19 protein-coding genes, 1 other RNA gene and 1 pseudogene are annotated in these 25,002 nt (G+C 64.1%); 14 read left to right on the forward strand and 7 right to left on the reverse strand.

What is annotated here, in order from left to right:
- Both mraZ and rnpB read right to left on the reverse strand, forming a co-directional pair.
- Entirely contained in the window at positions 1–456 is a 456-nt protein-coding gene (gene mraZ / locus QZX93_RS07435) for a division/cell wall cluster transcriptional repressor MraZ (RefSeq protein WP_295385280.1), read from the reverse strand.
- Positions 457–757: 301 nt separating this feature from the next.
- An RNA gene (gene rnpB / locus QZX93_RS07440) (RNase P RNA component class A) lies at positions 758–1,141 on the reverse strand.
- Positions 1,142–1,217: 76 nt separating this feature from the next.
- Between rnpB and QZX93_RS07445 the strand changes: the two genes are divergently transcribed.
- Together QZX93_RS07445 and QZX93_RS07450 are read left to right on the forward strand one after the other, a co-directional pair.
- A complete protein-coding gene (locus QZX93_RS07445; protein ID WP_295385283.1) occupies positions 1,218–1,643 on the forward strand; it encodes an acyl-CoA thioesterase in 426 nt (141 codons plus the stop codon).
- 208 nt (positions 1,644–1,851) lie between these two features.
- Positions 1,852–3,057, forward strand: a complete 1,206-nt coding sequence (locus tag QZX93_RS07450; protein ID WP_295385285.1) for an ammonium transporter — start codon at positions 1,852–1,854, stop codon at positions 3,055–3,057.
- 240 nt (positions 3,058–3,297) lie between these two features.
- Here QZX93_RS07450 and QZX93_RS07455 read toward each other — a convergent pair whose 3' ends face one another.
- The gene (locus QZX93_RS07455) at positions 3,298–5,976 is read right to left on the reverse strand and encodes a bifunctional acetate--CoA ligase family protein/GNAT family N-acetyltransferase (protein WP_295385287.1); all 2,679 of its coding nucleotides are present in this window, start codon (positions 5,974–5,976) and stop codon (positions 3,298–3,300) included.
- A gap of 148 nt (positions 5,977–6,124) precedes the next feature.
- Between QZX93_RS07455 and QZX93_RS07460 the strand changes: the two genes are divergently transcribed.
- Entirely contained in the window at positions 6,125–7,054 is a 930-nt protein-coding gene (locus QZX93_RS07460) for a histone deacetylase family protein (protein WP_295385290.1), read from the forward strand.
- A gap of 301 nt (positions 7,055–7,355) precedes the next feature.
- On the opposite strand, the gene QZX93_RS07465 is transcribed toward QZX93_RS07460, so the two are convergent.
- From QZX93_RS07465 to QZX93_RS07480, 4 genes are all read right to left on the reverse strand, one after another.
- Complete coding sequence (locus QZX93_RS07465; protein ID WP_295385291.1) at positions 7,356–8,207, reverse strand: ion transporter; 852 nt, start codon at positions 8,205–8,207, stop codon at positions 7,356–7,358.
- 188 nt (positions 8,208–8,395) lie between these two features.
- Positions 8,396–9,139, reverse strand: a complete 744-nt coding sequence (locus tag QZX93_RS07470; protein ID WP_295385293.1) for a Crp/Fnr family transcriptional regulator — start codon at positions 9,137–9,139, stop codon at positions 8,396–8,398.
- A 6-nt stretch (positions 9,140–9,145) separates the two neighbouring features.
- The gene (locus tag QZX93_RS07475; RefSeq protein ID WP_295385295.1) at positions 9,146–9,994 is read right to left on the reverse strand and encodes a response regulator; all 849 of its coding nucleotides are present in this window, start codon (positions 9,992–9,994) and stop codon (positions 9,146–9,148) included.
- On the reverse strand, positions 9,991–11,742 hold the full coding sequence (locus tag QZX93_RS07480) for an ATP-binding protein (RefSeq protein WP_295385296.1): 1,752 nt from the start codon (positions 11,740–11,742) through the stop codon (positions 9,991–9,993). The genes QZX93_RS07475 and QZX93_RS07480 overlap by 4 nt, the downstream gene beginning before the upstream one ends.
- Positions 11,743–12,324: 582 nt before the next feature.
- Between QZX93_RS07480 and QZX93_RS07485 the strand changes: the two genes are divergently transcribed.
- The 11 genes and pseudogenes from QZX93_RS07485 (at position 12,325) to QZX93_RS07535 (ending at position 24,882) form a co-directional block, all read left to right on the forward strand.
- Positions 12,325–12,756, forward strand: coding sequence for a hypothetical protein (locus QZX93_RS07485; protein WP_295385298.1), 432 nt, complete (start codon positions 12,325–12,327; stop codon positions 12,754–12,756).
- A gap of 3 nt (positions 12,757–12,759) precedes the next feature.
- Positions 12,760–13,989, forward strand: a complete 1,230-nt coding sequence (locus tag QZX93_RS07490; RefSeq protein ID WP_295385300.1) for a biotin/lipoyl-binding protein — start codon at positions 12,760–12,762, stop codon at positions 13,987–13,989.
- A gap of 63 nt (positions 13,990–14,052) precedes the next feature.
- Positions 14,053–14,916 (forward strand): polyphosphate kinase 2, encoded by an 864-nt coding sequence (gene ppk2 / locus QZX93_RS07495; protein WP_295385302.1) that lies wholly within the window; start codon positions 14,053–14,055, stop codon positions 14,914–14,916.
- Between the two features lie 144 nt (positions 14,917–15,060).
- Complete coding sequence (locus QZX93_RS07500) at positions 15,061–16,554, forward strand: DUF1254 domain-containing protein (RefSeq protein ID WP_295385304.1); 1,494 nt, start codon at positions 15,061–15,063, stop codon at positions 16,552–16,554.
- 137 nt (positions 16,555–16,691) lie between these two features.
- On the forward strand, positions 16,692–17,780 hold the full coding sequence (locus QZX93_RS07505; protein WP_295385308.1) for an AraC family transcriptional regulator: 1,089 nt from the start codon (positions 16,692–16,694) through the stop codon (positions 17,778–17,780).
- A 223-nt stretch (positions 17,781–18,003) separates the two neighbouring features.
- On the forward strand, positions 18,004–18,852 hold the full coding sequence (locus QZX93_RS07510; RefSeq protein WP_295385311.1) for a hypothetical protein: 849 nt from the start codon (positions 18,004–18,006) through the stop codon (positions 18,850–18,852).
- Between the two features lie 54 nt (positions 18,853–18,906).
- Complete coding sequence (locus QZX93_RS07515; RefSeq protein WP_295385315.1) at positions 18,907–19,443, forward strand: hypothetical protein; 537 nt, start codon at positions 18,907–18,909, stop codon at positions 19,441–19,443.
- 141 nt (positions 19,444–19,584) lie between these two features.
- Positions 19,585–22,020 (forward strand): mechanosensitive ion channel domain-containing protein, encoded by a 2,436-nt coding sequence (locus QZX93_RS07520; protein WP_295385318.1) that lies wholly within the window; start codon positions 19,585–19,587, stop codon positions 22,018–22,020.
- Between the two features lie 665 nt (positions 22,021–22,685).
- Positions 22,686–22,844, forward strand: a pseudogene (locus QZX93_RS07525) (transposase); the annotation flags it as partial.
- 656 nt (positions 22,845–23,500) lie between these two features.
- On the forward strand, positions 23,501–23,668 hold the full coding sequence (locus tag QZX93_RS07530) for a hypothetical protein (RefSeq protein WP_295385323.1): 168 nt from the start codon (positions 23,501–23,503) through the stop codon (positions 23,666–23,668).
- Positions 23,668–24,882, forward strand: a complete 1,215-nt coding sequence (locus tag QZX93_RS07535) for a hypothetical protein (protein ID WP_295385326.1) — start codon at positions 23,668–23,670, stop codon at positions 24,880–24,882. Before QZX93_RS07530 ends, QZX93_RS07535 begins: the two co-directional genes overlap by 1 nt.
- Positions 24,883–25,002 lie beyond the last annotated feature (120 nt).

The raw sequence follows: 25,002 nt of genomic DNA on the forward strand, positions 1-25,002 counted from the left end.
TCAGAACTTCAACTTGCCGAGTGACGACGCCATCGCCATCTCGCTGGTGACCGGATCGCTCAAGGCCGCCTCGTTTTTGTCTTTCCATCGCTGCTCATCCCAAATCTCGAATTTCACGCCCAGGCCGACCAGGGCCACGCGCCGGTCCAACGAGGCGAACTCACGCAAGTGCAAGGGCAGCAGGATGCGACCCGCAGCGTCCATCTCGACGTCCTCGGCGTTACCGAGATAGAGCCGACGCACGGACAAGGCGGTCTCATCAAAGGCTGGCAAATCGGCAAACTCCTTCTCGATCACCTCCCAAGCCGGCTGGGGGAACAGCAGCAGACAGCGCGCCCGGTCCACGGTCAGGACCAGGTTGGAATCGCCCACGGCCAGCAGACGCTCGCGCTGCCTGGCCGGAATCGCGAGACGCCCCTTGGCATCCAGACTGAGATAGGCGGACCCTCGAAACACGCGACCCCCTGTGACGCCCTTTTTTTCCCGTTTGCCCCACTTTGTCCCACTTCGCTCCCATATTAAAGAGCCGGGCGCCTAGCGTCAAGCCTGTCTCATCGTGCTTTTTTGTTAAGCCTCAGCGGCTTAAGAGGGAGTCTGAAATGTACTCTAAAGATGGACAAAAGCAGTCCATCTTATTGGCATGAGGAAACATTCAGCGGGAAAGACGCGGCCGGGGCCTCGCCGGTGCGGACCGGACGGATGCGGCTACGCGGTGCCCGGGGGCACCTGGAGCGCTGGCACTGCGGGGTGGGGGGAGGTGGGGAGCCGGCCTGTAAGCCGGGTTCTGTCGTGGACAGCCATTCATCTGGGACGCCTGTCGCCAGGCGCCTCGAGCGACCTACCCGGGGACACGCGCGGGCCGCGCGCCGCGGCCGTGAGGCCGCCTGTCCCTCTATTTGGTCTTGCTCCGGGTGGGGTTTACCCTGCCACCGATGTTGCCACCGGCGCGGTGCGCTCTTACCGCACCATTTCAACCTTACCGCTCGTGTTCCGGCGAACCGAAGCACGAGGTTGGCGGTATATTTTCTGTGGCACTTTCCGTGGGCTCGCGCCCCCCAGGCGTTACCTGGCACCCTGCCCGATGGAGCCCGGACTTTCCTCCCCGCCCACGGTGGGACGGAGCGGCTGCCCAGCCGACTCCCCGCCGGTAGTCTAACCGATTCCGGGGACGAACCCGGTGATTTCCAGAAATGACACGCCTTGTCGAGGAACCGTCCATGCTTGTTGAACCCTACGCCTACAGCCTACGCATCCGGCTTCACGATACGGACGCGGCCGGGGTACTGTTCTACGGTCACCTGTTCCGGCACGCACACGATGCCTACGAGTCCTTCATGGAGCAGCTTGGCTTTCCCTTACGTGACCTGATCGGGGCCGGAGATGCTGGCCCCAAGGTTCGGTTGCCGATCACCCGGGCGAAGGCGCGCTACGAGCGTCCGTTGCGACTAGGCGACCGGGTGCAGGTGGAACTGCGGGTCGCGGAAGTACGCCGACGCTCGTTCGCGATTGCATACCGCTTTCTCGATGAGCAAGGGTACACCTGCGCCACCGCACAGACCCTGCATTGCCTGGTCAGTGAAGACGACGCTGGACTGCCCGCTAAGATGCGTGACGCACTGACGGCCTGCATTGAGGTCCAGTGATCCAACTCAGGGCGTGCGCTGGCGCCTGCCGCCCCGCGCTGGTGCGCCGCCGCCCCCTTCCGGGGCACGCCACCCCTCCCCTGCCCGGCGGCGCCTTGACCCGGCACACACGGCGGCACCTCGCCCCTGCCGGACACCTCTCGGCACAGTTCGTGCTAACACTCGCACCAATATTGCACGAGACCACATGCTACTGAGGTAAATTTCGATGGAGACAGTGAAGACCGGCAGCGACGTCTTCTTCATCCTGATCGGCGCGGTGATGGTGCTCGCCATGCACGCGGGCTTCGCCTTTCTGGAGTTGGGGACGGTTCGAGCCAAGAATCAGGTCAATGCCCTGGCGAAGATCATGAGTGACTTCGCCATCTCGACCATCGCCTATTTCTTCGTCGGCTACTGGATCGCCTACGGGGTCAATTTCTTTTCAGACGCCGCGGCACTCCAGGCCCAACACGGCTTCGCTCTAGTCAAATTTTTCTTCCTCTTGACCTTTGCCGCCGCGATCCCGGCCATCGTCTCGGGCGGTATCGCCGAGCGGGCGCGCTTTCACCCGCAGTTGCTCGCCTCCTTCGTGATCGTCGGGCTGCTCTATCCCTTCTTTGAGGGCATGGTCTGGAACGGCAACTTCGGAATGCAGACCCTCATCGAGCAGGTCTTCGGCGCACCCTTCCACGACTTCGCCGGTTCCGTCGTGGTCCACGCGGTGGGCGGCTGGATTGGGCTGGCCGCCGTGCTCCTGCTCGGCCCCCGCCAAGGGCGTTATCGCACCGACGGCGGCATGACCGCGCACCCGCCCTCCTCCATTCCGTTCCTGTCGATCGGCGCCTGGACCCTGACCGTAGGCTGGTTCGGCTTCAATGTGATGTCCGCCCAGACCGTCGATGCGGTGAGCGGGCTGGTGGCCGTAAACTCGCTGATGGCCATGGTGGGCGGCATCCTGGCAGCGCTGGTCGCCGGCAAGAACGACCCGGGCTTCCTGCACAACGGGCCGCTGGCCGGCCTGGTGGCGGTGTGCGCCGGCTCGGACCTGATGCACCCCATCGGTGCCCTGATCACCGGGGCGGTGGCCGGCGGGCTCTTCGTCTATGCCTTCACCCTGACCCAGAACAAATGGCGCATCGACGACGTACTGGGCGTCTGGCCGCTGCACGGACTGTGCGGCCTGTGGGGCGGGATCGCCGCGGGGATTTTCGGGCTCAAGGCCCTGGGCGGGGTCGGCGGGATCACCTTCGGCGGCCAACTGGCGGGCAGCCTCGCCGGGGTCGCGATCGCCTTCGGCGGCGGTTACCTGATCTATGGCGGCATCAAGGCGGTCATGGGCCTGCGCCTGAGCCAGGAGGACGAGTACCTGGGCGCCGACCTGAGCATCCATAAGATTACCGCCCAACCGGACTATAACCGCGGGGAGGTTTGAGGCACCCCATGCAGCGGCGCCGACAAGGGCTCCAGCCCCCGTCGGCGCTGTACTATTGACCAATAGCCAGCCCAGTCAGTCAACCTAAATCCGGAAATGGCTCACGCCAAGGCGCCAAGCTCGCCAAGAAAGACAAGGGTCTGCATTAAATATCCAGATCACCCGCCGGACCCAACGCCACCGCACCGAAACACACTGAAAAACCTTGGCGCCTTGGCGTGACAACAGCATTTTCCAACGTCACAAGACCTTGGTGACCAACTTGACGGCCGGGTCTTCCAGATCGGCATCGATACGGAAGCCCAGGGACTTCATCAGGGCCAGCATGCGGGTGTTGGCGGTGAGGACCTCACCCTCCATGACGCGGAAGCCGCGCCGACGCGCGTTGGCCATCAGCGAGCGCATAAGCCGGGCGCCGATCCCCAGATTGCGCCAGGTATCCGAGACCACGACCGCAAACTCGCACGCCTCGCCCCCCGGGCGGGAGTTATAGCGCGAGATCCCCACCGCCGACTCCTCTGCCCCGGTCCCGATCACCCCGATCAGGGCCATCTCACGGTCATAGTCGATGTGCGTGAAGCGCACCAACATCTCCGGGGTCAGCTCCTTGATGGCCTGCATGAAGCGGAAATATTTGGTCTGCTCGGACAGCCCGCGGACAAATTCCTGGGTCATGTCGGCGTCCTCCGGGCGGATCGGGCGGATCACCAGATCCTTGCCGTCCGGCAGTTGGACCCGCTCGATGAGACTGACCGGATAGGGGTGGATGGCCATGTGGCCATAGGTGGTCTGCTGCGGCGGGCGGTAATTGACCCGGATTCGGGCATCCACCGCGAGCACCTCCTTGTCGTTGCCGATCAATGGATTGATCTCCATCGAGAGGATCTCTGGCAGCTCGCAGACCATCTCGGAGACACGTTGAAGGATCTGCGCCAGGGCCACCTTATTCATTGAGGGGATCTGCTGGCGCGCCTCCATCATCCGCGCCACCCGGGTGTGCTCGATCATAGTCTGGGTGATGAAGGCATTGAGCGGCGGCAACCCCAGGGCGCGGTCCTCCTGGAGATCGACCTCGGTGCCGCCGGCCCCGAAGCTGATGACCGGGCCAAAGATCGAGTCACGCTTGACCCCAACCGCCAACTCCCGGGCAGCGTGCTTGGCGACCATGCGCTCCACCGTCACCCCGTCGACCCGGATATCCGGGCGCAGGCGTTTGGCGCGCTCCACGATCTCGGTATAGGTCCGACGCACCGACTGGGCGTCGGCCACATTGAGCACCACCCCATCCACGTCCGACTTGTTCTCCAGGTCCGGGGAGTTGATCTTGACCACCACCGGAAAGCCCAGGGCCTCCGCCGCCATCAATGCCTCGTTGGGGCTGTTGGCCCGCACCGCGTGCATGGTGGGGATGCGGAAGGCGGCGAGGACCGCCTTGGCCTCGATGATGCCCAACAGCTTGCGCCCCTCGGACATCACCCCCTCGATGATCAGGCGCGCGCCCTCCACATCCGGCGGCTCCTGGTGCGACAGCGGACCCGGGGATTGCATCAGCAACCGCTGATTGCGCAGGTGCCTGGCAAGAAAGGAGAAGGCCTTGATGGCCGTCTCCGGGCTCTCATAGTGCGGGACATGATACTCGGCGAACAGGGCCTGGGCCTCGGCCACCCGGTTGCCGCCCATCCAGGAGACGAGCACCGGCTTTTTGTTCTTCTTCATCGCCTCGATGACCTGCTCCGCGGTCGCCGTCGGCTCACCGAAGCCCAGGGGCGCAAAGATCACCAGCACCCCGTCCACCTCCGGGTCGGCGAGACAGGCATCCAGGGCGACCCGATAACGCTCAGGGGAGGCATCGCCGATGATGTCCACCGGGTTGCCGTTGGACCAGTAACTCGGCAGGGCCTGTTCCAGGGTCTGGCGGGTGGTCTCCGAGAGCGGCGCCAGGGTCAGCCCCAGGTCCTGGGCGCGATCCGCCGCCAGCACCCCGGGCCCACCCCCATTGGTAATGATGACGATGCGCTCACCGGCCAGGCGCCGCCCGGTCCCGAACACCTGAGCGGCGTCGAACAACTCCTCCAGGTGCTCCACCTGTACCACCCCGGCACGCTCGGTCACCGCCCGAAAGACGTCCTCCGAGCCGACAAAGGCGCCGGTGTGTGAGCGGATGGCCCGGGTGCCGGCCGCGTGCCGACCGGCCTTCACGACCACCACCGGCTTGAGCCGCGCCACCGCCCGCAGACCGCTCATAAAGCGGCGGGCGTTACGGATGCCTTCTACATAGAGCAGGATGCACTGGGTGTGGCTGTCGAGGGCCAGAAAGTCGAGGATGTCGCCAAAGTCCACGTCCGCCGCCGCCCCCATGGAGACCACCGCGGAGAGCCCGAGCTGGCGCCGGTCCGACCAGTCGATCATGGCGCTACAGATCGCCCCCGACTGGGCCACCAGGGCGACATTGCCGCGTCGCGGCATGTCGTGACCGGCGCTGGCATTGAGCCCATGCTGAGGGCGGATCACCCCGTGACAGTTGGGCCCGAGCAGGCGGATGCGGTTGCGCCGCGCCGCCTCGACCAATCGGTCCTGCATGGCCGCACCCAGGTCGCCCCGCTCACCGAACCCGGCCGAGTAGACTACCGCCACCTGCACCCCGTAGCCCCCGCACTGATCCAGTATCGCCCCGACCTGATTGGCTGGGGCGGCGATCAGCGCCAGGTCCACGTGTTTGTCGAGCGTGCTCAAATCCTTGTAGCATGGCAGCCCAGCCACTTCCGTGTACTTGGGATTGACGGCATAGGTGTGCCCCTTGAAGGTCCCGGCCAGGATGTTGCGATAGACCTGACCACCGACAGAATCCGCGTTGTCGCTGGCCCCGAAGACGGCCACGGCACCGGGGGTGAACAACTGATCGACATCGGACAAATGCATGAGGGGGCTGCCCTCCCGGGCACGATTCGGTTTAAGCTGCGGCCTGCTCGCGCGGCGGCGCCGCGCGGCATCGGGGACAATCATCAACAAGTAGCGCGCGGGACGCCGAGGCTAGCGTGAGCCGGACCCCGCGCCTTGAGGACCGACCATGAACCTCGCCTTCATCTCCCACGAGTGTTGCCGGGAGCACCAAATGGGTGCCTTCCATCCGGAAGGCCCTGAGCGTCTCCATGCGATCTCCGACCGCATGATCGCCTCCGGCATGGAAATGCTGGTCACCCATTATGACGCCCCGGAGGCCACCCTGGAGCAACTGGCGCGGGTTCACGACCGGGACCACATCGAGCGTATCTTCGCGGCCGCACCATCCGGCGACGCACTGGCCTGGCTGGACGGCGACACCGCCATGAACAAGGGCACCCTGCCCGCCGCGCTGCGTTCCGCCGGGGCGGCCATCCTGGGGGTCGATCTGGTCATGGGCGAAAAACATCATGCCGCCTTTTGCTGCGTGCGCCCGCCGGGTCACCACTCGGGGCGCGCCAGCGCAGCGGGCTTCTGCTTCTTCAACAACGTGGCGGTCGGCGCCGCCCATGCACTGGAGCATCACGGGCTCAAGCGGGTCGCCATCGTCGACTTCGACGTTCACCACGGCAACGGCACCGAGGACATCTTCACCGGCGAGCCCCGGGTGCTCTTCTGCTCGAGCTTCCAGCATCCGTTCTATCCGGGCAGCGGCGCCGACACCAACGAGCCCAACATCATCAACCTGCCCCTGCCGCGACTCACCGGCGGGGCCGAGTTCCGCGCCGCGGTGGAGCGTGCCTGGCTGCCGCGCCTGGATGCCTTCGCCCCGGAGATGATCTTCATCTCCGCCGGGTTCGACGGACACGCCGAGGACGACATGGCGCACTTCAACCTGCGCGAACCGGACTATGCCTGGATCACCCGGGAGCTGCACAACCTGGCAACCAAGCATGCACACGAGCGGATCGTCTCCTGCCTGGAGGGCGGCTATACCCTGTCGGCCCTGGGCCGGTGTGTCAGCACCCATGTCGACGAGCTGATCGGACACGCGTGAGCGCTGGGAGGCGCCGGGCGTTGCTGCACTGCAACATCAGGATAGGCGGGAACGGTCGCGGATGCAATGCCGCTGCGACCGAGCCCGACCGGATATCGTGAAAGTCGACGCCCCGGTGGGAGCGGCCTGTGGCCGCGACAAAGCCTGGCGGGCCTTGATCGTCATTCCGGCCGGGACCCCGGAATTTAGATCTGGAATGGCAACCTCTCGGCCGCCACGGGCTCGCAGAATATATCGGACTGGCCGGAACGACGATCAAGAGTGGAGCGCGCTCCCGGCGCGACTTTCGCGCTAAATACGCTTAAGGCAACTCGTCGTCCCGATTGGTTTTGGTAACCTCCGTTCGCTCCTCGTCGTAAGGTCGCCCACAGGTCGGGCAGATATCGCCGTCATCGCATTTTGCGCTTTTGTACCGGGAAAATTCATCGACAAAGCCGGCACTGATGATTCCGGCCGGTAATGCGACCATGCCAACTCCAAGAATCGAGATGAGGCCGGCGATGATCTTGCCGAGTGTGGTGACCGGGTAGATGTCGCCATAGCCGACCGTGGTTAGGGTGACGACCGACCACCACAGGGTAGCGGGGATACTGTAAAAAACTTCCGGCTGACTCTCGCGTTCGACTAAAAACATAAGAGAGGAGGAGATTGCAAGCAGGACGAATAGGATGAGGCCGCTGATCAACAGCTCTTCTAGCTTACCGGAGATCGCACGCTGGATAATGTAAAATGCGTGAGAATAGCGGGCGAGCTTGAGTATCCGCAGTATGCGAAAGATCCGAAAGGCACGCATCGTCCGCAGATCGACGCCAAGGAATGGCAGATAAAACGGCAGGATCGCCAGGAGATCGACCAGGATCAGCGGCCGAAAGAAAAACCGGATGCGTCCGGATACGGGTGCAGCATAGCGCGCAGTCGCGGTGCATGACCACATCCGGCCCAGATATTCGACGGTAAAGACTGCCACCGACAATGCCTCGAAACCGTCCAGGTAAGGTCCCGCGCTGCGATAGACCGATGGGACGCTGCCCAGGGCGACCCCAATCACGTTAAAGACGATCAGAAAGATCAGTACGAGGTCGACCACTCGACTCATCCGGTCCCCGTCCCCGGCTGGCTCGAGCAACTCCCAGACCCTGCGCTTATCGATCATCAAGGGCTATCCTCGGCATCTAGGTCATACCCCGCTGACGGGACTTGGGCACTGATTCACTTGATTGCACATCGCAACGGGCGCCTTCGCCTAGGCGAACCGCGAATCTGCGACCATAACTATGCCCCAGGGACCGGCAAGATTCCAGACTTTTTGGAGACGCTCGTCTTCATCCTTGAAAAGGGGCATCACAGCGCGGCCAGCCCCTCCTGGCGGTACTGCACATCGCCCAGCAGACGGCCCAACTCCCGCTTCACCACGCCATAGCACTCACAGGCCCGCGGCTCCAGCCCTTGGCGGTCGATCACCGTGATGTGACCGCGGCGAAAGCGGATCAGGCCGAATTGCTGCAACTTGCCGGCGGCCTCGGTGATGCTTTCGCGGCGCACACCCAGCATGCTGGCCACGAGCTCCTGCGTCATCACCAGTTCACGCTCCGGCGCGCGGTCCAGCGTCAGCAACAGCCAGCGGCTCAATTGCTGCTCGATCGAATGGTGACGGTTGCAGGCTGCGGTCTGCGCCATCTGCGTAATCAGCGCCTGGGTATAGCGCAGCAACAGGCGCCGCAGCAGACCGGCTCCGTCGAAGGCCAGCTGCAGCCGGCGGCGCTCCAGGCGGTAGGCATGACCGGCCGTCTGCACGAGCGCCGAGCTCGGCATGGAGTCCCCACCCAGCAGGAGGCAAATGCCGACCATGCCCTCGTTGCCCACGCCGGCGGTCTCCACCGCCGCACCGCTGGCGGTGACATAGTGCAACGAGGCCACGGCACTGGTGGGAAAATAGACATACCGCAGACGCCGGCCGGGCTCATAAAGCATCTCGCCCAACGCCAGCGGGCAGGGTTCCAGGTCCGGCAGGAGTGCCGCGAACTCGCCGTCGGGCAGCGACGCGAGCAGGTGGTTCTGGTTCGGATTGTGGCGGGTTGATGGCATGGCGCTTCAACCACGGGGCAACACAGGCGGCGGTATCCGCGGCGTGGTTTCCACGCCGATGCCGCGATAGCCGACAAAACGTCCCGCCGTGGTGAACACCGGCTCGCCGCTGACCCGGTAGTGCTGCTGCGAACCGTCGGTATTGACGCGACTGAACGGGAAGTCAAGGAATGGCTGACGCTCGGCGATGGTGGTGCGCAACGTGGTGCGCTCGGCCTCGTTCCAGCCCCTCGCGGGGGCATCGTCGACGGCGCCTGCCGCCCCCTCGTCACCGATACCCAGCATCTCCATCACCGGGCCTGAAATCCGCGTGAAATGGCCGGTCTCATCCTGTTCCCAGTACCAGTCTGACGCCAGCTCGGTCAGGCGGCGGTAACGGGCCTCGCTCTCGCGCAGCTCCAAGGTGCGGCGCTGCACCGTCTGCTCCAGCACCAGGTTGTGCGCCTCAAGTGCGCGGTACAGCAGCCTCACCTCCAGCATGTTGTGGATGCGCGTCTTGATCTCCAGCAGGTCGAATGGCTTGCTGATGAAATCCTTGGCGCCGGCCTGCAGGGCGCGCAGCTTGTGTCCCGGCTGGGCGGTGAGCACGATCACCGGCAGATAACGGTCGGTGTCCTGCGCCTGTAACTGCGCCATCACCTGGAAGCCGTCCATGACCGGCATCAGCAGGTCGAGCAGGATCAGGTCGTAGTCGTTGCTTTGATGCAGCGCGCAGACGCTCAACGGGTCCATGGTCGCGGTTACGCTGGTATAACCCGCGTCGCCGAGCAGGGTCAGCAGCAGTTGCACATTGGCATGTTGATCGTCGACGATCAGGATGCGGGCGGTGAGTATGTCCTGTTCCAACAATTTCATGCGTTATTTCCCATGCCTGCGGGCTGACCAGTGGCCAGCGCGTGTTTAAAGGCCAAGTCCAAGGTGTCCATGAACTCGCCCACCTTGATCGGCTTGGTCAGGTAGCGGAAGAAACCGGACTGCAGACCCTTTTCGATGTCGCGCGGCATGGCATTGGCGCTCAGTGCGATCACCGGGATGCGCGCCGTGGCCGGCTCCTCCGCCAGGATGTGCAGTGCCGTGATACCGCTGATACCCGGCAGGTTGATATCCATCAGAATCACGTCAGGCATGAAGGCGCGAGCCATCTCCACCCCACGCTGGCCGTCGCGCGCACTCAAGAGCCGGATGTCGGGCCGGCGCTCCAGCAGGCATTCCACCAGCATCAGATTGGCGGGGTTATCCTCCACACAGAGCAGGGTGTGCAATACGCCGTCGGCGACCACCGCGACCAGGGCCACCGGCGGGGTTTCCACCGGTTCGGCGGCCAGACACAACGCAGCCGTCGCGTTCAGCTCGATCCAGAAGGTGCTGCCCACACCGACCGTGCTCTCGACCCCGATGGTGCCGCCCATCAACTCCACCAGACGCTTGCAGACCACCAGACCGATACCGGTCCCCTCCTGGGCACCGGCCTCCTGACCCAGACGGTTGAAGGGCTGGAACAGTTGTGCCAGCTTGTCGGGCGCCAGCCCCTCGCCCGTGTCCTGGAGACTGATCCGCGTGCGCTCATCCGCCGCCGCGCTACAGCGCAGGTCCACACGCCCACCCACCCGGTTGTACTTGATGGCGTTGGACAGCAGGTTGACCAGCACCTGCTTGACGCGCGTGCGGTCGGCGCGCACCAACCAGGGCCCGTCCAGCGCCGGGAAATACACCCGGATGCCGCTCTGTTGGGCCTGCGGCTCGATCATGGCCTGGCAGTCGGCCAGCACCTCGGCGAGCGACATGGGCTCGGGGGAGAGCGACAGCCGGCCGGATTCGATCAGCGCCAGGTCCAGGATCTCGTTGATCAGCGCCAGCAGATACCAACCGGCCTGCAGGATCTGGTCGATACAGTCCTTCTGGCGCGGTGTGGGCGGCGGTACACCGGTTTCCATCAGCTGGGCGAAACCGAGAACGGCATTCAGCGGCGAACGCAATTCGTGGCTCATGCTGGAGAGGAAGTCCGACTTCGCCAGATTCGCCTGCTCCGCCGCCACCTTGGCCTTCTTCAGCTCCAACAAACTGTCTTTCAACACCGCATCCAGGCGCGTGCGCTCGGCCTCCACCTGCTGGCGTGCCGTGTTGTCGGTGCCGATCAACAAATAGCCGATGATGGCATTGGCCGCGTCCTGCAGCGCCGTCACCGACACCACGGCCGGCAGCCGGCTGCCGTCCTTGCAGATGTAGGTCAACTCATAGACGTCCTCGATACCGCGCCGCGCCTTGAACACCAGCGCCTCGAAGCCAGGCGCGATGGCGGTGTCCCGCTCGATGCTGAGCGCCGCGGCCCGCGCCACCAGCTCCTGGGGGTCGGAAATGTCCGCCGGCGTGATGCGGTTCACCACCTCATGGGCCGCATAGCCCAGCATACGCTCGGCACCCACATTGAAGATCTGGATGACACCGCGCTCGTCGGTGGCGATGCTGGAGAAGTTGGCGCTGTTCAGGATCGCGTTCTGCAGGGCGCCGGTCTTGAGCAGCGTCTTCTGCCGCTGGTCTTCGCTGATGGCAGTCGCTACACCAACCCTGCCCGCGACTGGGGCACCTCGTCTGTTTTTGCGCATGGACAATGCCCGATTCGATATCAGATGGGGGTGTGCAACGACAGCCGCTGTGCCGTGGGGCATCAGGGCAACGACAACCGCGCTGACCGGAGGGGTGCGGCACCGCGTGATGGATGCCGGAAGCAATAGTCACCGCCGCGGGTTCCGCGCGTCGGTGCGCTAACGTACGGGCGGACGAGATCGCGAGCGCCCGCTGGCACCGGATTGACTCGGTTGGCAGTTCCATTACAGACGCCAGCCACCGATAATCGCAGGCTGACGCTACCCATCAAACAGACAACCTCATGATCGACATCAGCGCCGGGACCACCCGGTTGACATGGGGCTTAGCCCGGGCCACCGCCGTCCTCGCCGCGGGCGGCGCCTGCGTGAACTCCGCACACCGGGCCCGACGGGCACGACGCAAGCCATAGGGTCCGCTGTGCGGACCGATCGCCCTTGAGGATTTGCGGAACTGGCGCGTAACGCGCTCGCCCGGCCGAACGGCGAAGGCCTACCCCCCATTCCGCGGGGCGGCGCTGATAGAATCCCACCCGCCACGGGGCGCCTAACCTTAAACCACATCGATTAGGAGATACGCGGATGGTCGAATCGCTACACCCGGAGGCAACACACCACTTGCCCGTCTTCGTCACGGCGCCGGGTGAGACCGATGTGCTGTTCGTGGCGATGGCCATTTTTCTGTTGCTGGCCGTGGTCAGCATCGGCGTCCTCTATTTCAAGCTCCATGCGCTGCCGGAGCAGATGGCGCATCGCGGCCAGAAGGTGCAGTTCGAGATCGTCGCGGTGCTGGCGCTGTTGGCGCTCTTCACCCACAACCACGCCTTCTGGGTCGCCGGGCTGCTGCTCGCGCTGGTGCCCTTGCCGGACATCCTGACGCCGCTGTCATCGATGGCCCGCTCGCTGGAGCGGCTCGCCGCCGGCGCTGAACCCCCGGTGCCGGCGCCGCCGGTACGGGAAACGCCGCCGCCGGTACCGGCGCAGGCCCCGCCCCTTGCGCCGCCGGAGGTTTGAACCATGGTCGAGTTATTGCTTTGTTCGATGCTGACGATCCTGCCGGACTTCCTGTTTCGCCGTTTCGTGCAAGGCAAGCGGCTGGGACGCGAGATCACCCTGTTCACGATCTGGTTCGAGCTGCGCTGGGGGATCACCCTGTGCCTGATCCTGACGCTCAGCCTGATCACGACCATCTTCTATTTTCACCCCGCGACCAAGGCCGCGAACTCGGTCTTTCGCACCGTGACCATCATGCCGGAGGCGGCCGGCCGGGTGGCGGAGACCTTCGTCGAGCTCAATCAACGGGTGACGGCCGGTCAGCCACTGTTCCGCCTGGACAGCACCAAACAGGAGGCGGCGGTCGAAACGGCCCGCCGCAAGATTGCGGAGGTCGAGTCCGCCATGGCCGGGGCCAAGTCCAAGCTGGCGGAGGCGGACGGTCGCATCGGTCAGGCGCGCGCGGCGCTCAAGCAGGCCAGCGACGAACTCAAGGCCCGGGAGGACCTGCAGCGCCGCAGCCCGGGCTCAGTCGCGGTACGCGATATTGAACGGATGCGCGTGCAGGTTACCAACCAGCAAGGCGCCGTCGAGGCCGCCCTGGCGAGCCGCGCCGGCGCCCTGTCGGAGCTCGAGTCCAAGCTCCCGGCCGAGAAGGCGAGTGCCGAAGCGGCGCTCGCCGAGGGCGAGGTCGACATCAAAAAGACCTTGGTGGTGGCCGCGACCGACGGCACCCTGCAACAGTTCGCCCTGCGCCCGGGCGATGTGGTCAACCCAATGCTGCGACCCGCCGGGATCCTGGTGCCGGCGCGCCGGGCCACGGCCCTCATCGCCGGTTTCGGGCAAATCGAGGCCCAGGTGATGAAGGTCGGCATGATCGGGGAGGTGACCTGCATCGCGATGCCCTGGCGGATCGTCCCGATGGTCGTGACCGAGGTCCAGACGGTCATCGCCTCCGGCCAGGTCCGGGCGACCGACCAGCTGGTCAGCGTCGAGAAGATGGCGGCTCCCGGCACCATCACGGTCATCATGGAGCCGCTCTATGCGGGCCAGCTCGACGACCTGCCCCAGGGCGGCTCGTGCATCGCCAACGCCTATACCAACAGCTACGCGGCGCTACAGTCGCCGAATCTCGGCGTCCTGCAGCGGTTCGGGCTCCACGCCATCGCTACCGTCGGCCTCGTGCATGCGATGATCCTGCGTATTCAGGCGCTGCTCCTGCCGATACAGGTCCTGGTCTTCGGCGGGCATTGACCCAGTCCCCGCGGGACCGCACCGGGGCAGACCAGACACCCTCTTTGAATTCGGAGATGATGAATGAAGTCCAAGTCAGGCAAGCACAAGGTCAAGGCCGAGAAGGTTGAGTCAGAACAGGCCCAGAGCGGCGAACCCGAAACCGACGAGAGGCGCAAGCTGACGCGCAAGGTCTATGACAAGACGCTGGTGGGCTTGCATGTCGAACTGGTCAAGCTCCAGCAGTGGGTCGTCCACCAGGGACTCAAGGTCTGTATCGTCTTTGAAGGACGCGACGGGGCGGGCAAGGGTGGGACCATCAAGGCCATCACCGAGCGCGTCAGCCCGCGGGTCTTTCGGGTCGTCGCGCTGCCCGCGCCGACGGAGCGTGAGAAGAGCCAGATGTATGTGCAGCGCTATCTGCCGCACTTACCGGCCGCCGGCGAGGTCGTGATCTTCGATCGCAGTTGGTACAACCGTGCCGGGGTGGAACGCGTCATGGGCTTCTGTACCGAACAGCAGGTGGAGAAATTCCTGGCCGGCACGCCGCTCGTGGAGAAGACGATGGTGGAGTCAGGAATCATACTGCTCAAATATTGGCTGGAGGTAACCCCCGAAGAGCAGACCCGCAGACTTTCCGCGCGCATCGACGACGGGCGCAAGACCTGGAAGCTCACGGCAATGGATCTCAAGTCCTATGGCCGCTGGTACGACTACTCACGGGCGCGCGATGCGATGTTCGCCGCTACCGATACCGAATTCGCCCCCTGGTATGTCGCGCACTCGGATGACAAGAAGCGTGCGCGGCTCAATATCATCACCCATCTACTCGGCCAGATCCCCTATCAAGACCTGCCGAGGGACAAGGTGGATCTGCCGAAGCGCCAGAAACCGGACGACTACCGGGAACCCGATTATCCATTCAAGTTCATCACTGAAACCTATTGATTAGGCGACGCCGTCGATCAACTCATAGGCTTGAAAATCGCCGCGATAAGTCCATTTCAGATTGCCCACTTGGATCGCCCACAGTCTGTGCGGCGGCGCAAGCATCCGGTGTATAAAACGTACGAGTGAGAGGGTCTGACGAAGATGAAGCAAGCACTGCTCGGCGCGCTGGTCGCTGTGGCGATCGGCACGACGCCTTCGGCCCAGGCTTTCAAGATGACGACGCCCTTCGCACCGGGTATCGCCGTGCCCGATAAGATCGAGTCCTCGATCGGGACCTTGAACCTGGACTATGGCTACCCGTCGGCCGATACCGTTGACAAGATCTACGACAACCTGGACCGCTCGCGGGCACTCCAAGCCTATCTGCTGGCGATCCCGATCGTCAATCAGGCGGGCATGCGCGATTCACTGCGCACGTTCGGGCCTGATAACCAGACCGACGTAATCTGGGAAGACCTGGTCGACCCAAGGACCGTCGAACTGACGGCCAACGACAATACGATCTACAACTTCATCTGGGTGGACACCAGCAAGGGACCATTGGTGGCCGAGATTCCGCCCAAGGTGCTGGGGCTGGTCAACGACTTCTGGTACAAGTGGGTAACCGACGTTGGCATCACCGGGGCCGACAAGGGCGAGGGCGGCAAGTACCTGCTGTTGCCACCTGGATTCAAGGGCGACATCCCGCCGGGGTATCACGTCGTGCGGCCGAGTACCTTTGGTAGCTGGCTCATATTTCGCGCCTTCGTCGTGGACGGTTCAACCCGACCCGGTGTTGACTCGGTTAAGCAGCACCTGAGGATCTATCCCTTGGCCGAGGCCGCGAACCCGCCGCCAATGAAGTTCGTCAATGCCTCGGGGATTCCATCGCACTTCGTCGCACCGGGCGACTACTCGTTCTGGGGCCTGTTGAACCAGGTCATCCAGGAGGAGCCGGCGGCGGGGTCCGATCCCACGACCTTGGGCCTGTTCGCCTCGATTGGCATCGTCAAGGGGCAGCCGTTCAATCCCGATGAGCGGATGAAGACGATCCTGACCGACGCCGCGAGCATCGGCGCCGTGACTGCGCGGACCATCGCCTTCAAGATACGTTCGAAGGAGGCGTATTTTTATCCGGAGAGTGCGTGGCGCCTGCCGTTCTTCGGTGGCTACAAGTTCGAGGTGGCGCCCGGTGTCAGCAACTTGGACGGTGCCGCCTTCTACTATTACTTTGCCACCGGCGTCACACCGGCGATGGAGCAGATGATGGTGGGCCGGGGATCGCAATATCCCTGGTCGGTGCAGGATGCGCGCGGCAATCCCTTTGATGGCGGCAAGACCTACAAGCTGCGCCTGCCGCCGAACATCCCGGTCAAGGATTTCTGGTCGGTGATCGTCTACGACAACCAGACCCGCTCGATGGTGCAGGCCGACCAGAAGGCCCCGAGTGTCAGCAGCCAGAACACGGGGGTCAAGGTCAATGCAGACGGTTCGGTGGATGTCTTCTTCGGACCCAAGGCACCAGTGGGCATGGAGCACAACTGGGTGCAGACGATTCCTGGCAAGGGCTGGTTCATGATCCTTCGCCTCTACGGTCCGCTGGAGCCCTGGTTCAACAAGACGTGGCGACCGGGCGAAATCGAGCTGCAACCCTGATCGCAGTACAAAAACACCTTCAACGGGCGCCTCGGCGCCCGCGTCGAACAGCTCGAGGCCATTGCGCCGTTGCCCGATCCGATCCGCAAGCCAAGCGCTGGCATCTGCGTCCGTGCCCGGACTTTTTGAGAACTTATGTGACACAGCAGGACACCGACACCCCAGGCGGCCCCCTCCCCGAGCCCCTGCCGGCCGGCCAGACACTGGTCGGCGAGGGCAACTTGAGGATGGCCCCCCTGCTCGTGCTGCCGACCCTCCTGGCCGAGCTGGGGCTCGCCGCCGCGCCCATCATCGGTGCGGCAGGGATCGACCTGGCGCTCTTCGACGACGCGGAAAACACCATTTCATTTCAAGACCTCGGTCGTCTGCTCGCCACCTGTGCCGAGCAGACCGCCTGCCCCCATCTGGGGCTCCTGATGGGCCGCCAATCGGGCCTGAGCGTCTTGGGTGGGCTCGCCCCGCTGGCGCGCAGCGCCCCCGATCTGGGCCGCGGACTGCGGACCATGATCCGCTACCTGCACCTGCACGACCAGGGCGCGGTGCCGACCCTCTGGGAGGACGGCGACACCGCCATGCTCGGGTATGTCATCCACCTGCCGGACGTCCCGGCGACGATGCAGATCTACGACGCGGCCGTCGCGATCACCTACAACATTCTCAAAGAACTCGCTGGCCGCACCTGGGAGGCGAGTGAGGTCCGTCTGCACCGCCCCCCGCCGACGGATCTGCGTCCCTACCGGGGCCATTTTCGCACACGGTTGCGTTTCGGCACCGAACACTCGGCCGTGGTTTTTGATGCGGCCTGGCTGCGGCGGCCCCTGGAGGGCGCCGATGCCGCCGTCCACCGGCAGGCCCTGCGTGAGGCCGAGGCCTTGGACGCGGCCGTCGACACTGGCCTGGCGGGACGCGTGCGGCGGGTCCTGCGCGGGCTGGTGGTCGGCGGAGCCGGTCTGGAGGGGACCTCCTTAGAGTCAGTGGCCAAGCTGTTCGCCCTGCACCGGCGCACCCTCAACCGACGGCTGCGCGACCAGGGAACGAGCTTCAAGTCACTGATCGAAGAGACCCGCTACGAAATCGCCCGGCAGTTACTCCGCGATACCCGACTACCTCTGCTGGAGGTGGCGCTCACCCTCGGCTATAGCGATGTCACGGCCTTCACCCGCGCCTTTCGCCGCTGGTCCGGGACCTGCCCCAGCGACTGGCGCGTTAAGCACCGGCAGCCCTGACCCCGCGGGCAGAGCCGGGCCATGATCCGGCAACCCGCCAGCCGCCTGGGTTAAGAATGTCGCAAACTGTCTGCCTCAGACCGGGCCGATTCAGGATACTTGACAAACCAATAAATGCGCAGAATCTCTGCCGGCCAGCGGCAGGGCCTCCGCGCGGCACGAACACTGTACGAAACACTCAACCACTGGGCGCGCGATCCGGCCCGAGCGAGGAGAGACACAGATGATCGGCAGGCACCTGAGACACGCCCGGCGCGCCCTGTCGCTCGCCGCACTGGGACTGCTGGCCGGGACGGCAGCCGCGGCCCCGAGCGCGACGGACGACGGCCGCTGGCACTTCAAACTGACGCCCTATGGCTGGTTCCCCGCCATTTCCAGCAGTCTCGACACCGTGGTCACCGGTTTGCCGGGGCTCAACGGGGGGACGGCGCGGCCGGTCAATGTCAGCAGCACCATGAGGCCGAGCAATTATCTCAGCAACCTGCAGATGGCCTTCATGCTGATGGGTGAAGCCCGTAAGGACCGCTGGCTGGTCTTTACGGACATCGTGTACACGAGCATGAGCAGCCAGACGACCAAGGTGCGCCGCATCACCGGGCCGCTCGGGAACCTGACCGCGCAGATCGCCGGCACGGCCAGCACCGATCTGTCGAGCACCATCCTCACCTTCGGCGGCGGCTACGCGCTGGTCAACAATGACCGCTGGAACATGGACCTGCTGGCGGGTGCGCGGTATATGAACCTCACCACCGACCTCACCCTCACCGTGCTGGACGCCCGCGGGCGCTACCTGCTCGACCGCAAATCATCCACAGACAGAGGGATCTGGGACGGCATCGTCGGCGCCAAAGGCGAGGTCCGCTTGGGGGACAGCCGCTGGTTCGTCCCCTATTACGCAGACATCGGCGCCGGCAACTCCAACTGGACCTGGCAGGGCCTCCTGGGCTTGGGCTATCGCTACGATTGGGGCGCGGTGACCCTGGCCTGGCGCGCGCTGGGCTACCAGTTCAACCAGAATAGTGCGAATTTGACCCTATCCGGACCGGCGTTGGGCGTCAGTTTCGCCTGGTAACACCAGCGCCGGCTCCAACCGACTGCATCCTGCCACCACCCGAGGAGATCGACGATGACTACCAGACGCCATCTTATTGCCAGTGCCGCCCTGCTCGCGCCGCTCGCACTCACCCTGCGTGGCGCCCAGGCCGCCGAAGACGAGGCGGCACAGCCCAAGAGCCAGGAGAAGGCGCAGTTCCTGTTCGTGCAGAATGCCGAGGGCATCGAGTACGCGGACGGACGCCTCACACTCAAGGGTGTCAGTCCGATCACGGTGCTTTTTTCCGACCGCCCGGAGCGGCTCGCCGGGCATATGAAGACCGCCGACTTCGTCCCCTTCTGGGGTGAGGGCGCGGACAGCTTCAAGTCGGACCCGCCCAACGCCAACCTCTCGGTGCTGGAGGGCGGCGAGATGGCGAACACGGTGTTGGAGTTGCGGGACCCCCGGCTCACCGGGCACGACCTGAGCTACGCGGTCAAGGTCTTGGAGGGCGAGCCGCCGACGCGCGGGGGCGCCGCCTCGCTCTTCATCGACATCATCGGCCGGCCGCTCACGCCCATGTCCTTCGCCGGCGCAGACCGGCGGATGTGGCGGCGCGCACGCTATTAGGCGATCGGTCCGCGCAACGGACCCTACGGCTTGCGTCGCGCCCGTAGGCTCCGCTGCGCGGACCAACGCCCTCGCGGTTAACGCGGTGCCCGGGTAGGCCCAAGGCCGGCCGCACCGGCTTTGGCGCGTCATAGAGAGCCAATGAGAACCCGACGACGGCTGAGTTTCAGTTCTGCGCTCTTGGGGCCAGCGGCCTGGCTCCTGCTGTTGCTTTGCCTGCTCGCCCGGCCGCTGGGTGCTAACACGCAGGCGCCGGGGCCAGCCGTGGCCGCGTCCACGGCACCGATCCCGCTCGCGCAGATCGCACCCTCCGCCACCGCGGTCGCCCAGCTCCTGCGCGGCTACGCGGCGGACCTGATCCCCGGCGGCGAGCTCGAACACATCCGTGCGACCCTGCCCGAGGTCAGCGCCCGGCTGGAGAGCGACCTGGCGCAGACCCTGGCCCTGCTGCGGGAGCAACCCTCGCTGGAGACGCTCCAGGCGCAGGAGCAAGGCTGGTCCGCCCGTCAACTCGCCCTGACGGCCTGGCTGGAGACCCTCACCGCGCGCGCCACCAGGCTCCAAGGCGCGGCGACCCGTCTCGCCGAGTTACACGGAACCTGGACCCTGACTCGGCAAACCGCACAGGCCACCGCAAGCCCGCCCGCCCTACTCCAGCAAGCCGACGACACCCTCGCGAGCCTCGCGACGGCACAACCGCTGTATCGCGCCGAGCGCGACGAAACGCTCGCCCTTCAGGCCGCGGTCGCCCGCACGGTCGCCCAGTGCGAAGACGTCAGGACGCGCGTGCTGGAGGCCCAGGAAGGCAGCGTGAGCGACGTCTTCGCCCGCCCCGGCCGCCCCCTGTGGGACCCCGCGCTCTGGAGCCAGGGGCTGGCCACACTGCCGGAGCGCGCGCACCGGATCGGCGCGACACTCCGTACACAGTGGAGCCGGTATCTGCACGACCCGGCAAAACGGCTGCCGCTGCATCTGGCGATCTTCTTCGCCACCCTGATCGCGCTGCGCGCGGCCCGGGGACGACTGCGACGGGACGCCGCGGGCGAGGACATCGCACGCATCGCCGTCGTCTTCGACCGCCCCATCGCCGCCGCACTGATGGTCGCACTCGTGTTTGCGACCAGCCTCCCGTCACCCGCACCGCCCGAGGTCAAGAATCTGTTGGGGGCGCTCGCACTGGTGCCGATGATCCTGCTTGCCCGCCCCTTAGTGGACGCAGCGATCCGCCCGGGGCTCTACACCCTGGGGCTGCTGTTCGCGCTGGATCGGGTGCGCTACACCTTCGGCGGCGTCCCGCCCGTGGTCGATCAAGCCATCCTGTTCGCGGAGTCGCTCGTCGCGGGGGGCATGGCGCTGTGGCTGCTCCGGAACCTGAGGGCGCGCCAGCGCAAGGCGCCGCCGGCGGACCTGCACTGGGTCTGGCGGCTCCTGGCAGTGACGGCCCTGGCCGTGTCGACAGTCGGACTGGTCGCCGCGCTGGTGGGCAGCCTGCAACTCGCCCGGCTGACCGCGCCGGCGGCCCTGGTCGGGGCCGCGTTAGCACTCCTGTTCTATACGGTCGTCGAGGTGATGAACGCCGTCATCGCCTTCGCCCTGCGGATATGGCCGCTGCAATGGCTGAACATGGTCCGCAACCACCGCAAATGGCTGGGGCTGCGCGCCCGCCGGTTGCTCATCTGGGGCGCGGTCCTGAGCTGGTGGTATCGCTATCTGGACTATCTGGGGCTGTGGGAACCGCTCACCGGGGGCATCGGGGACCTCCTCGCGGCCCGGCTGACGCTGGGCACCTTCAGCACCAGCGCCGGCGACCTACTGGCGTTCGCCCTCACCCTGTGGGTCGGCTATCTCTTCTCGGCGACACTGCGTTTTATCCTCGCCGAGGAGGTCTATCCGCGCAGCCGCCTGCCCGCCGGGACCTCCTACGCCACCTCGAGCCTGCTGCAATACGGCATTGCAATCCTCGCCTTCTTCATCGCCGTCGGATTCCTGGGCATCACACTCACCCAGGTGACGGTGTTCGCCGGGGCACTGGGGGTGGGCATCGGATTAGGCCTCCAGAACGTCGTACAGAACTTCGTCTCCGGGCTCATCCTGCTGTTCGAGCAACCGATCCATGTGGGCGATGCGGTCCAGGTGGGCGAATTGCAGGGACGGGTGCGCCGCATCGGCATCCGCGCCAGCGTCGTGCGCACGGTACAGGGGGCCGAGGTGATCATTCCCAATTCACAACTCACCTCCACTCAGGTGACCAACTGGACCCTGAGCGATCGGCAACGGCGGCTCGATCTGCCGGTCGGCCTAAGCTATGGCAGCGACCCCAGCCAGGTGATCGAGCTATTGGAAGGGATCGCGCGCACCCACCCTGACATCTTGTGCGATCCGCCGCCCCGCTGCTATTTCATGGGCTATGGCGACAGCTCGATCAATTTTGAGCTGAAGGTGTGGACCGAATACGATAAGTCATTCGACGTACACAGCACAATCACCACGGCGGTCTATCAGGCCGTCTACGCGGCCGGCCTCTGCTTCCCCTTCCCACAGCGCGAGGTCCGATTGTTGTCCGATAAATCGCAATAGCGGAGGCCCTCTATCCAATCGACCACTCCCACCCCGATCTCCGGCGCGGCACCCAGCCTTGATCGTCATTCCGGCCGGGACGCCGGAATCCAGGCCACGGACGGCAATCGCTCAACCAGTGCGGGATGCTCGCCGAACTCGGCTCTGTCGCCTTCGCCGCCGACCTGTATGGCAACCACCGCCGGGGCCGCGCATGCCGTCACCAACCCGCAGGCCGACAGCTATGGCGTCCCCAGGCTCAAGTATAGGGGACTCATTTGACATGTTTAGCACATCGGATAGCATGCGCCAGTTTTCCTTTATCCTGCAAGTCGGCCTTGATCATTATTACGGCAACCCCGCGAACATTCGTCGCGGCCCGGGGGCCGCTCCTACCCACGTAGGAGCGGCCCCCAAGCCGCGACGAGTTGCCACAGGTCTAGCCGGGGCGATGACCAAGGCCGGAATGTGGTATGGGACCCTAATCTCTTATCATGCCTATCCGGTTGACTCAGGAAGACACTACCGGTAGTGTTAGCCGCACCCGATCTCTTGCGATGTCTGAGGTGATCATGGCTTAAGCCAAAGTCCCGCACCATGATCCGGCCGCGCTGCCCGATGACGTTGAAGCCCGGGAACCACTCGCCGAGCAGCAGGGGCCGCGATCACTCCTGGAATTACAGTCCGTGAAAGGAAAGAAGACCGGCGCGTATCTGCCGATGGTCCACCTGATCGTCAGCAACTTGAAGCGGTGGCTGCTGGGAACGCACAAAGGCGCTGTACTGCATCACCACCTTCCCGCCTATCTTAACGAGTTCACGTTTCGGTTTAACCGGCGCTATTGGCGCGGCCCAGCCTTCCACCGCGCACTTGGCCTGATCGTCCATGCCGATAAAATGGCCGGAGTATGAGATACTCTACAGCGTGGCAAAAGGCGGAGTCGACGCCTGGGTTCACCCAAGCTCTCCCGCGAACCGATGCTCGCAGGTCGAGGCCGACGGCGCCAAGGCCCAGACACTACATGTAGGGGTTACCTGAGCTAACCGGATAGGCATGTGACCCGCAGACTGGCGATCCGCGACGCCGTGATGGGCACCAGGATCGCTTGCAGGGTCAGCATGAACCAGCGCCAGCGCTCTTGCCCGCGGTCGGTGGCCGGGAACAGGGATTGAAATTGGGTCGCGAGGGCGGGTAAGATCGGCCTCGAATGCGGGCTCGTTCGGTATTATAATCAATGACTTAGGCACCTCTGACGATATTCCGAAGCGCGCCCGCATTGACCTTAAGTCGCTGTATTTGAATCGCAATTGCCGGTGATGGCAGAGGTTCGCCGGGGTCGCGTCTGTTGGCGTTTCGTGTATTAGCTTCCACTAATATAAAATCATTTTTGATGTACGATTTATTGCCGCGAACCGACCTCAGTCACCGTTCCCGCTCCGACCATCCGACCGGTGTGCCGCCTAGGCCCCCAAGGACCGGTGCCAGGAATACGATAGGCGGAATGATGACCAAGGCCCCCGATAAAAAGCAGGAAACGTCAGCCAATAAATACCAATACCAAACCATTCTTCGCCAAGAACATGCCGATAATTTTGCCGGTTTCTGCGCGAACGACAGAATAAAACACCTATTGATCGGCGTATCCATAAAGATAAAGAGGGTTGACTGATGCGATCATTTGCGATGACGGTAATATGCGCCCTGCACCTGGCGATTTTCGCCATTTCCGATGCGGCGGCTCAGGGTTCCCCTTTATACGTGAATGCCGCCGCCTCCGGCAAGAACGATGGCAGCACCTGGAGCGATGCACTGACCGATTTGCCAACGGCGCTGGCCGTGGCCAAGGCCGGCCAACAGATTTGGGTGGCTGGCGGCACCTACTATCCTACCCGGGACGACGATCGCGAAAGGTCGTTTCAACTGACGGACGCTATTTCCCTTTATGGCGGTTTTGCCGGAACCGAAGCCGACCTCGTCGAACGCGATTGGCAAACGAATCCAACTATTTTGAGCGGTAACATCACCCATGGCGACAATCCCCGAGCCAATAGCAAACATGTAGTCATCGCCGCCAACGGCGCGGTCATCGATGGCTTTGTGATCCAGGACGGTTATGGCGTGGGCGATGGAGCGCGCGGCAACTCACACCTTACCCCGCGAGAAATTCTTCAGCAGCGCGATGGCGTCGGTGCTGGCTTATTGGTTTTTCAGACCGACATAACGGTACGCAACACCGTCATTCGCAACAATGCAGCAATGAAGGGCGGCGGGGTTTTCAACATGACCAACGTGAGCGGCAATTCCTTTAACGGAGGGCGAATTCCAGTATTCATCAATGTCGACTTTTACAACAACTACGCCCTGGCCCGCGGCGGCGCGATGTCCAATGATCTCGGCACCAACCCCATCATCATCAACTCCAGATTCATCAATAATCGCTGTGATATCAAAGGCGGGGCCATCTACAACGACTTTTCCGCATCCCCAGTTATCCTCAACTCGTCATTTGCTGCCAACACGGCCAGCAGTGCCGCTGCCATCGGTAATGATGGGACATCTTCACCCATCATCGTCAACACCAAGATCGCCGGCAATATTGCGACCGATGCCGGGGCCGGACTTTTTCAGGGATCTTACAACGCCAATTTGATTGGGACCGAGAATGCCCCAGTGGTCATACGATCGGAAATCCAGGATAACGTCTCGTCAACTCACGGTGTAGCTTCTATCTCCAACTGGGGCGAGGATTGGGTCTATGCCTATGACTCGGCAATCGCCGATTGGTATTTTTCAGAGCCGGAGCTTCCGCATAAGTATCAGAAACTTGTCGAGATCGCCGATCGCTTGCGTTCCCAAACGCCGCAGGCTAGTACCGCAGGATGAAAATCCTAATACCGTTTCTGAAGAGCGCGTTGTAAGATGCAAACTTCGTGATCTACTCTGGTTTTTTCGATGCCCTTGCTTCGTCCTGCGCCTGTCCTCGTAACCGATCGCGAGCGTCAA

Origin of the sequence: uncultured Thiodictyon sp., from assembly GCF_903946935.1 — a bacterium.
Lineage (GTDB): Bacteria > Pseudomonadota > Gammaproteobacteria > Chromatiales > Chromatiaceae > Thiodictyon.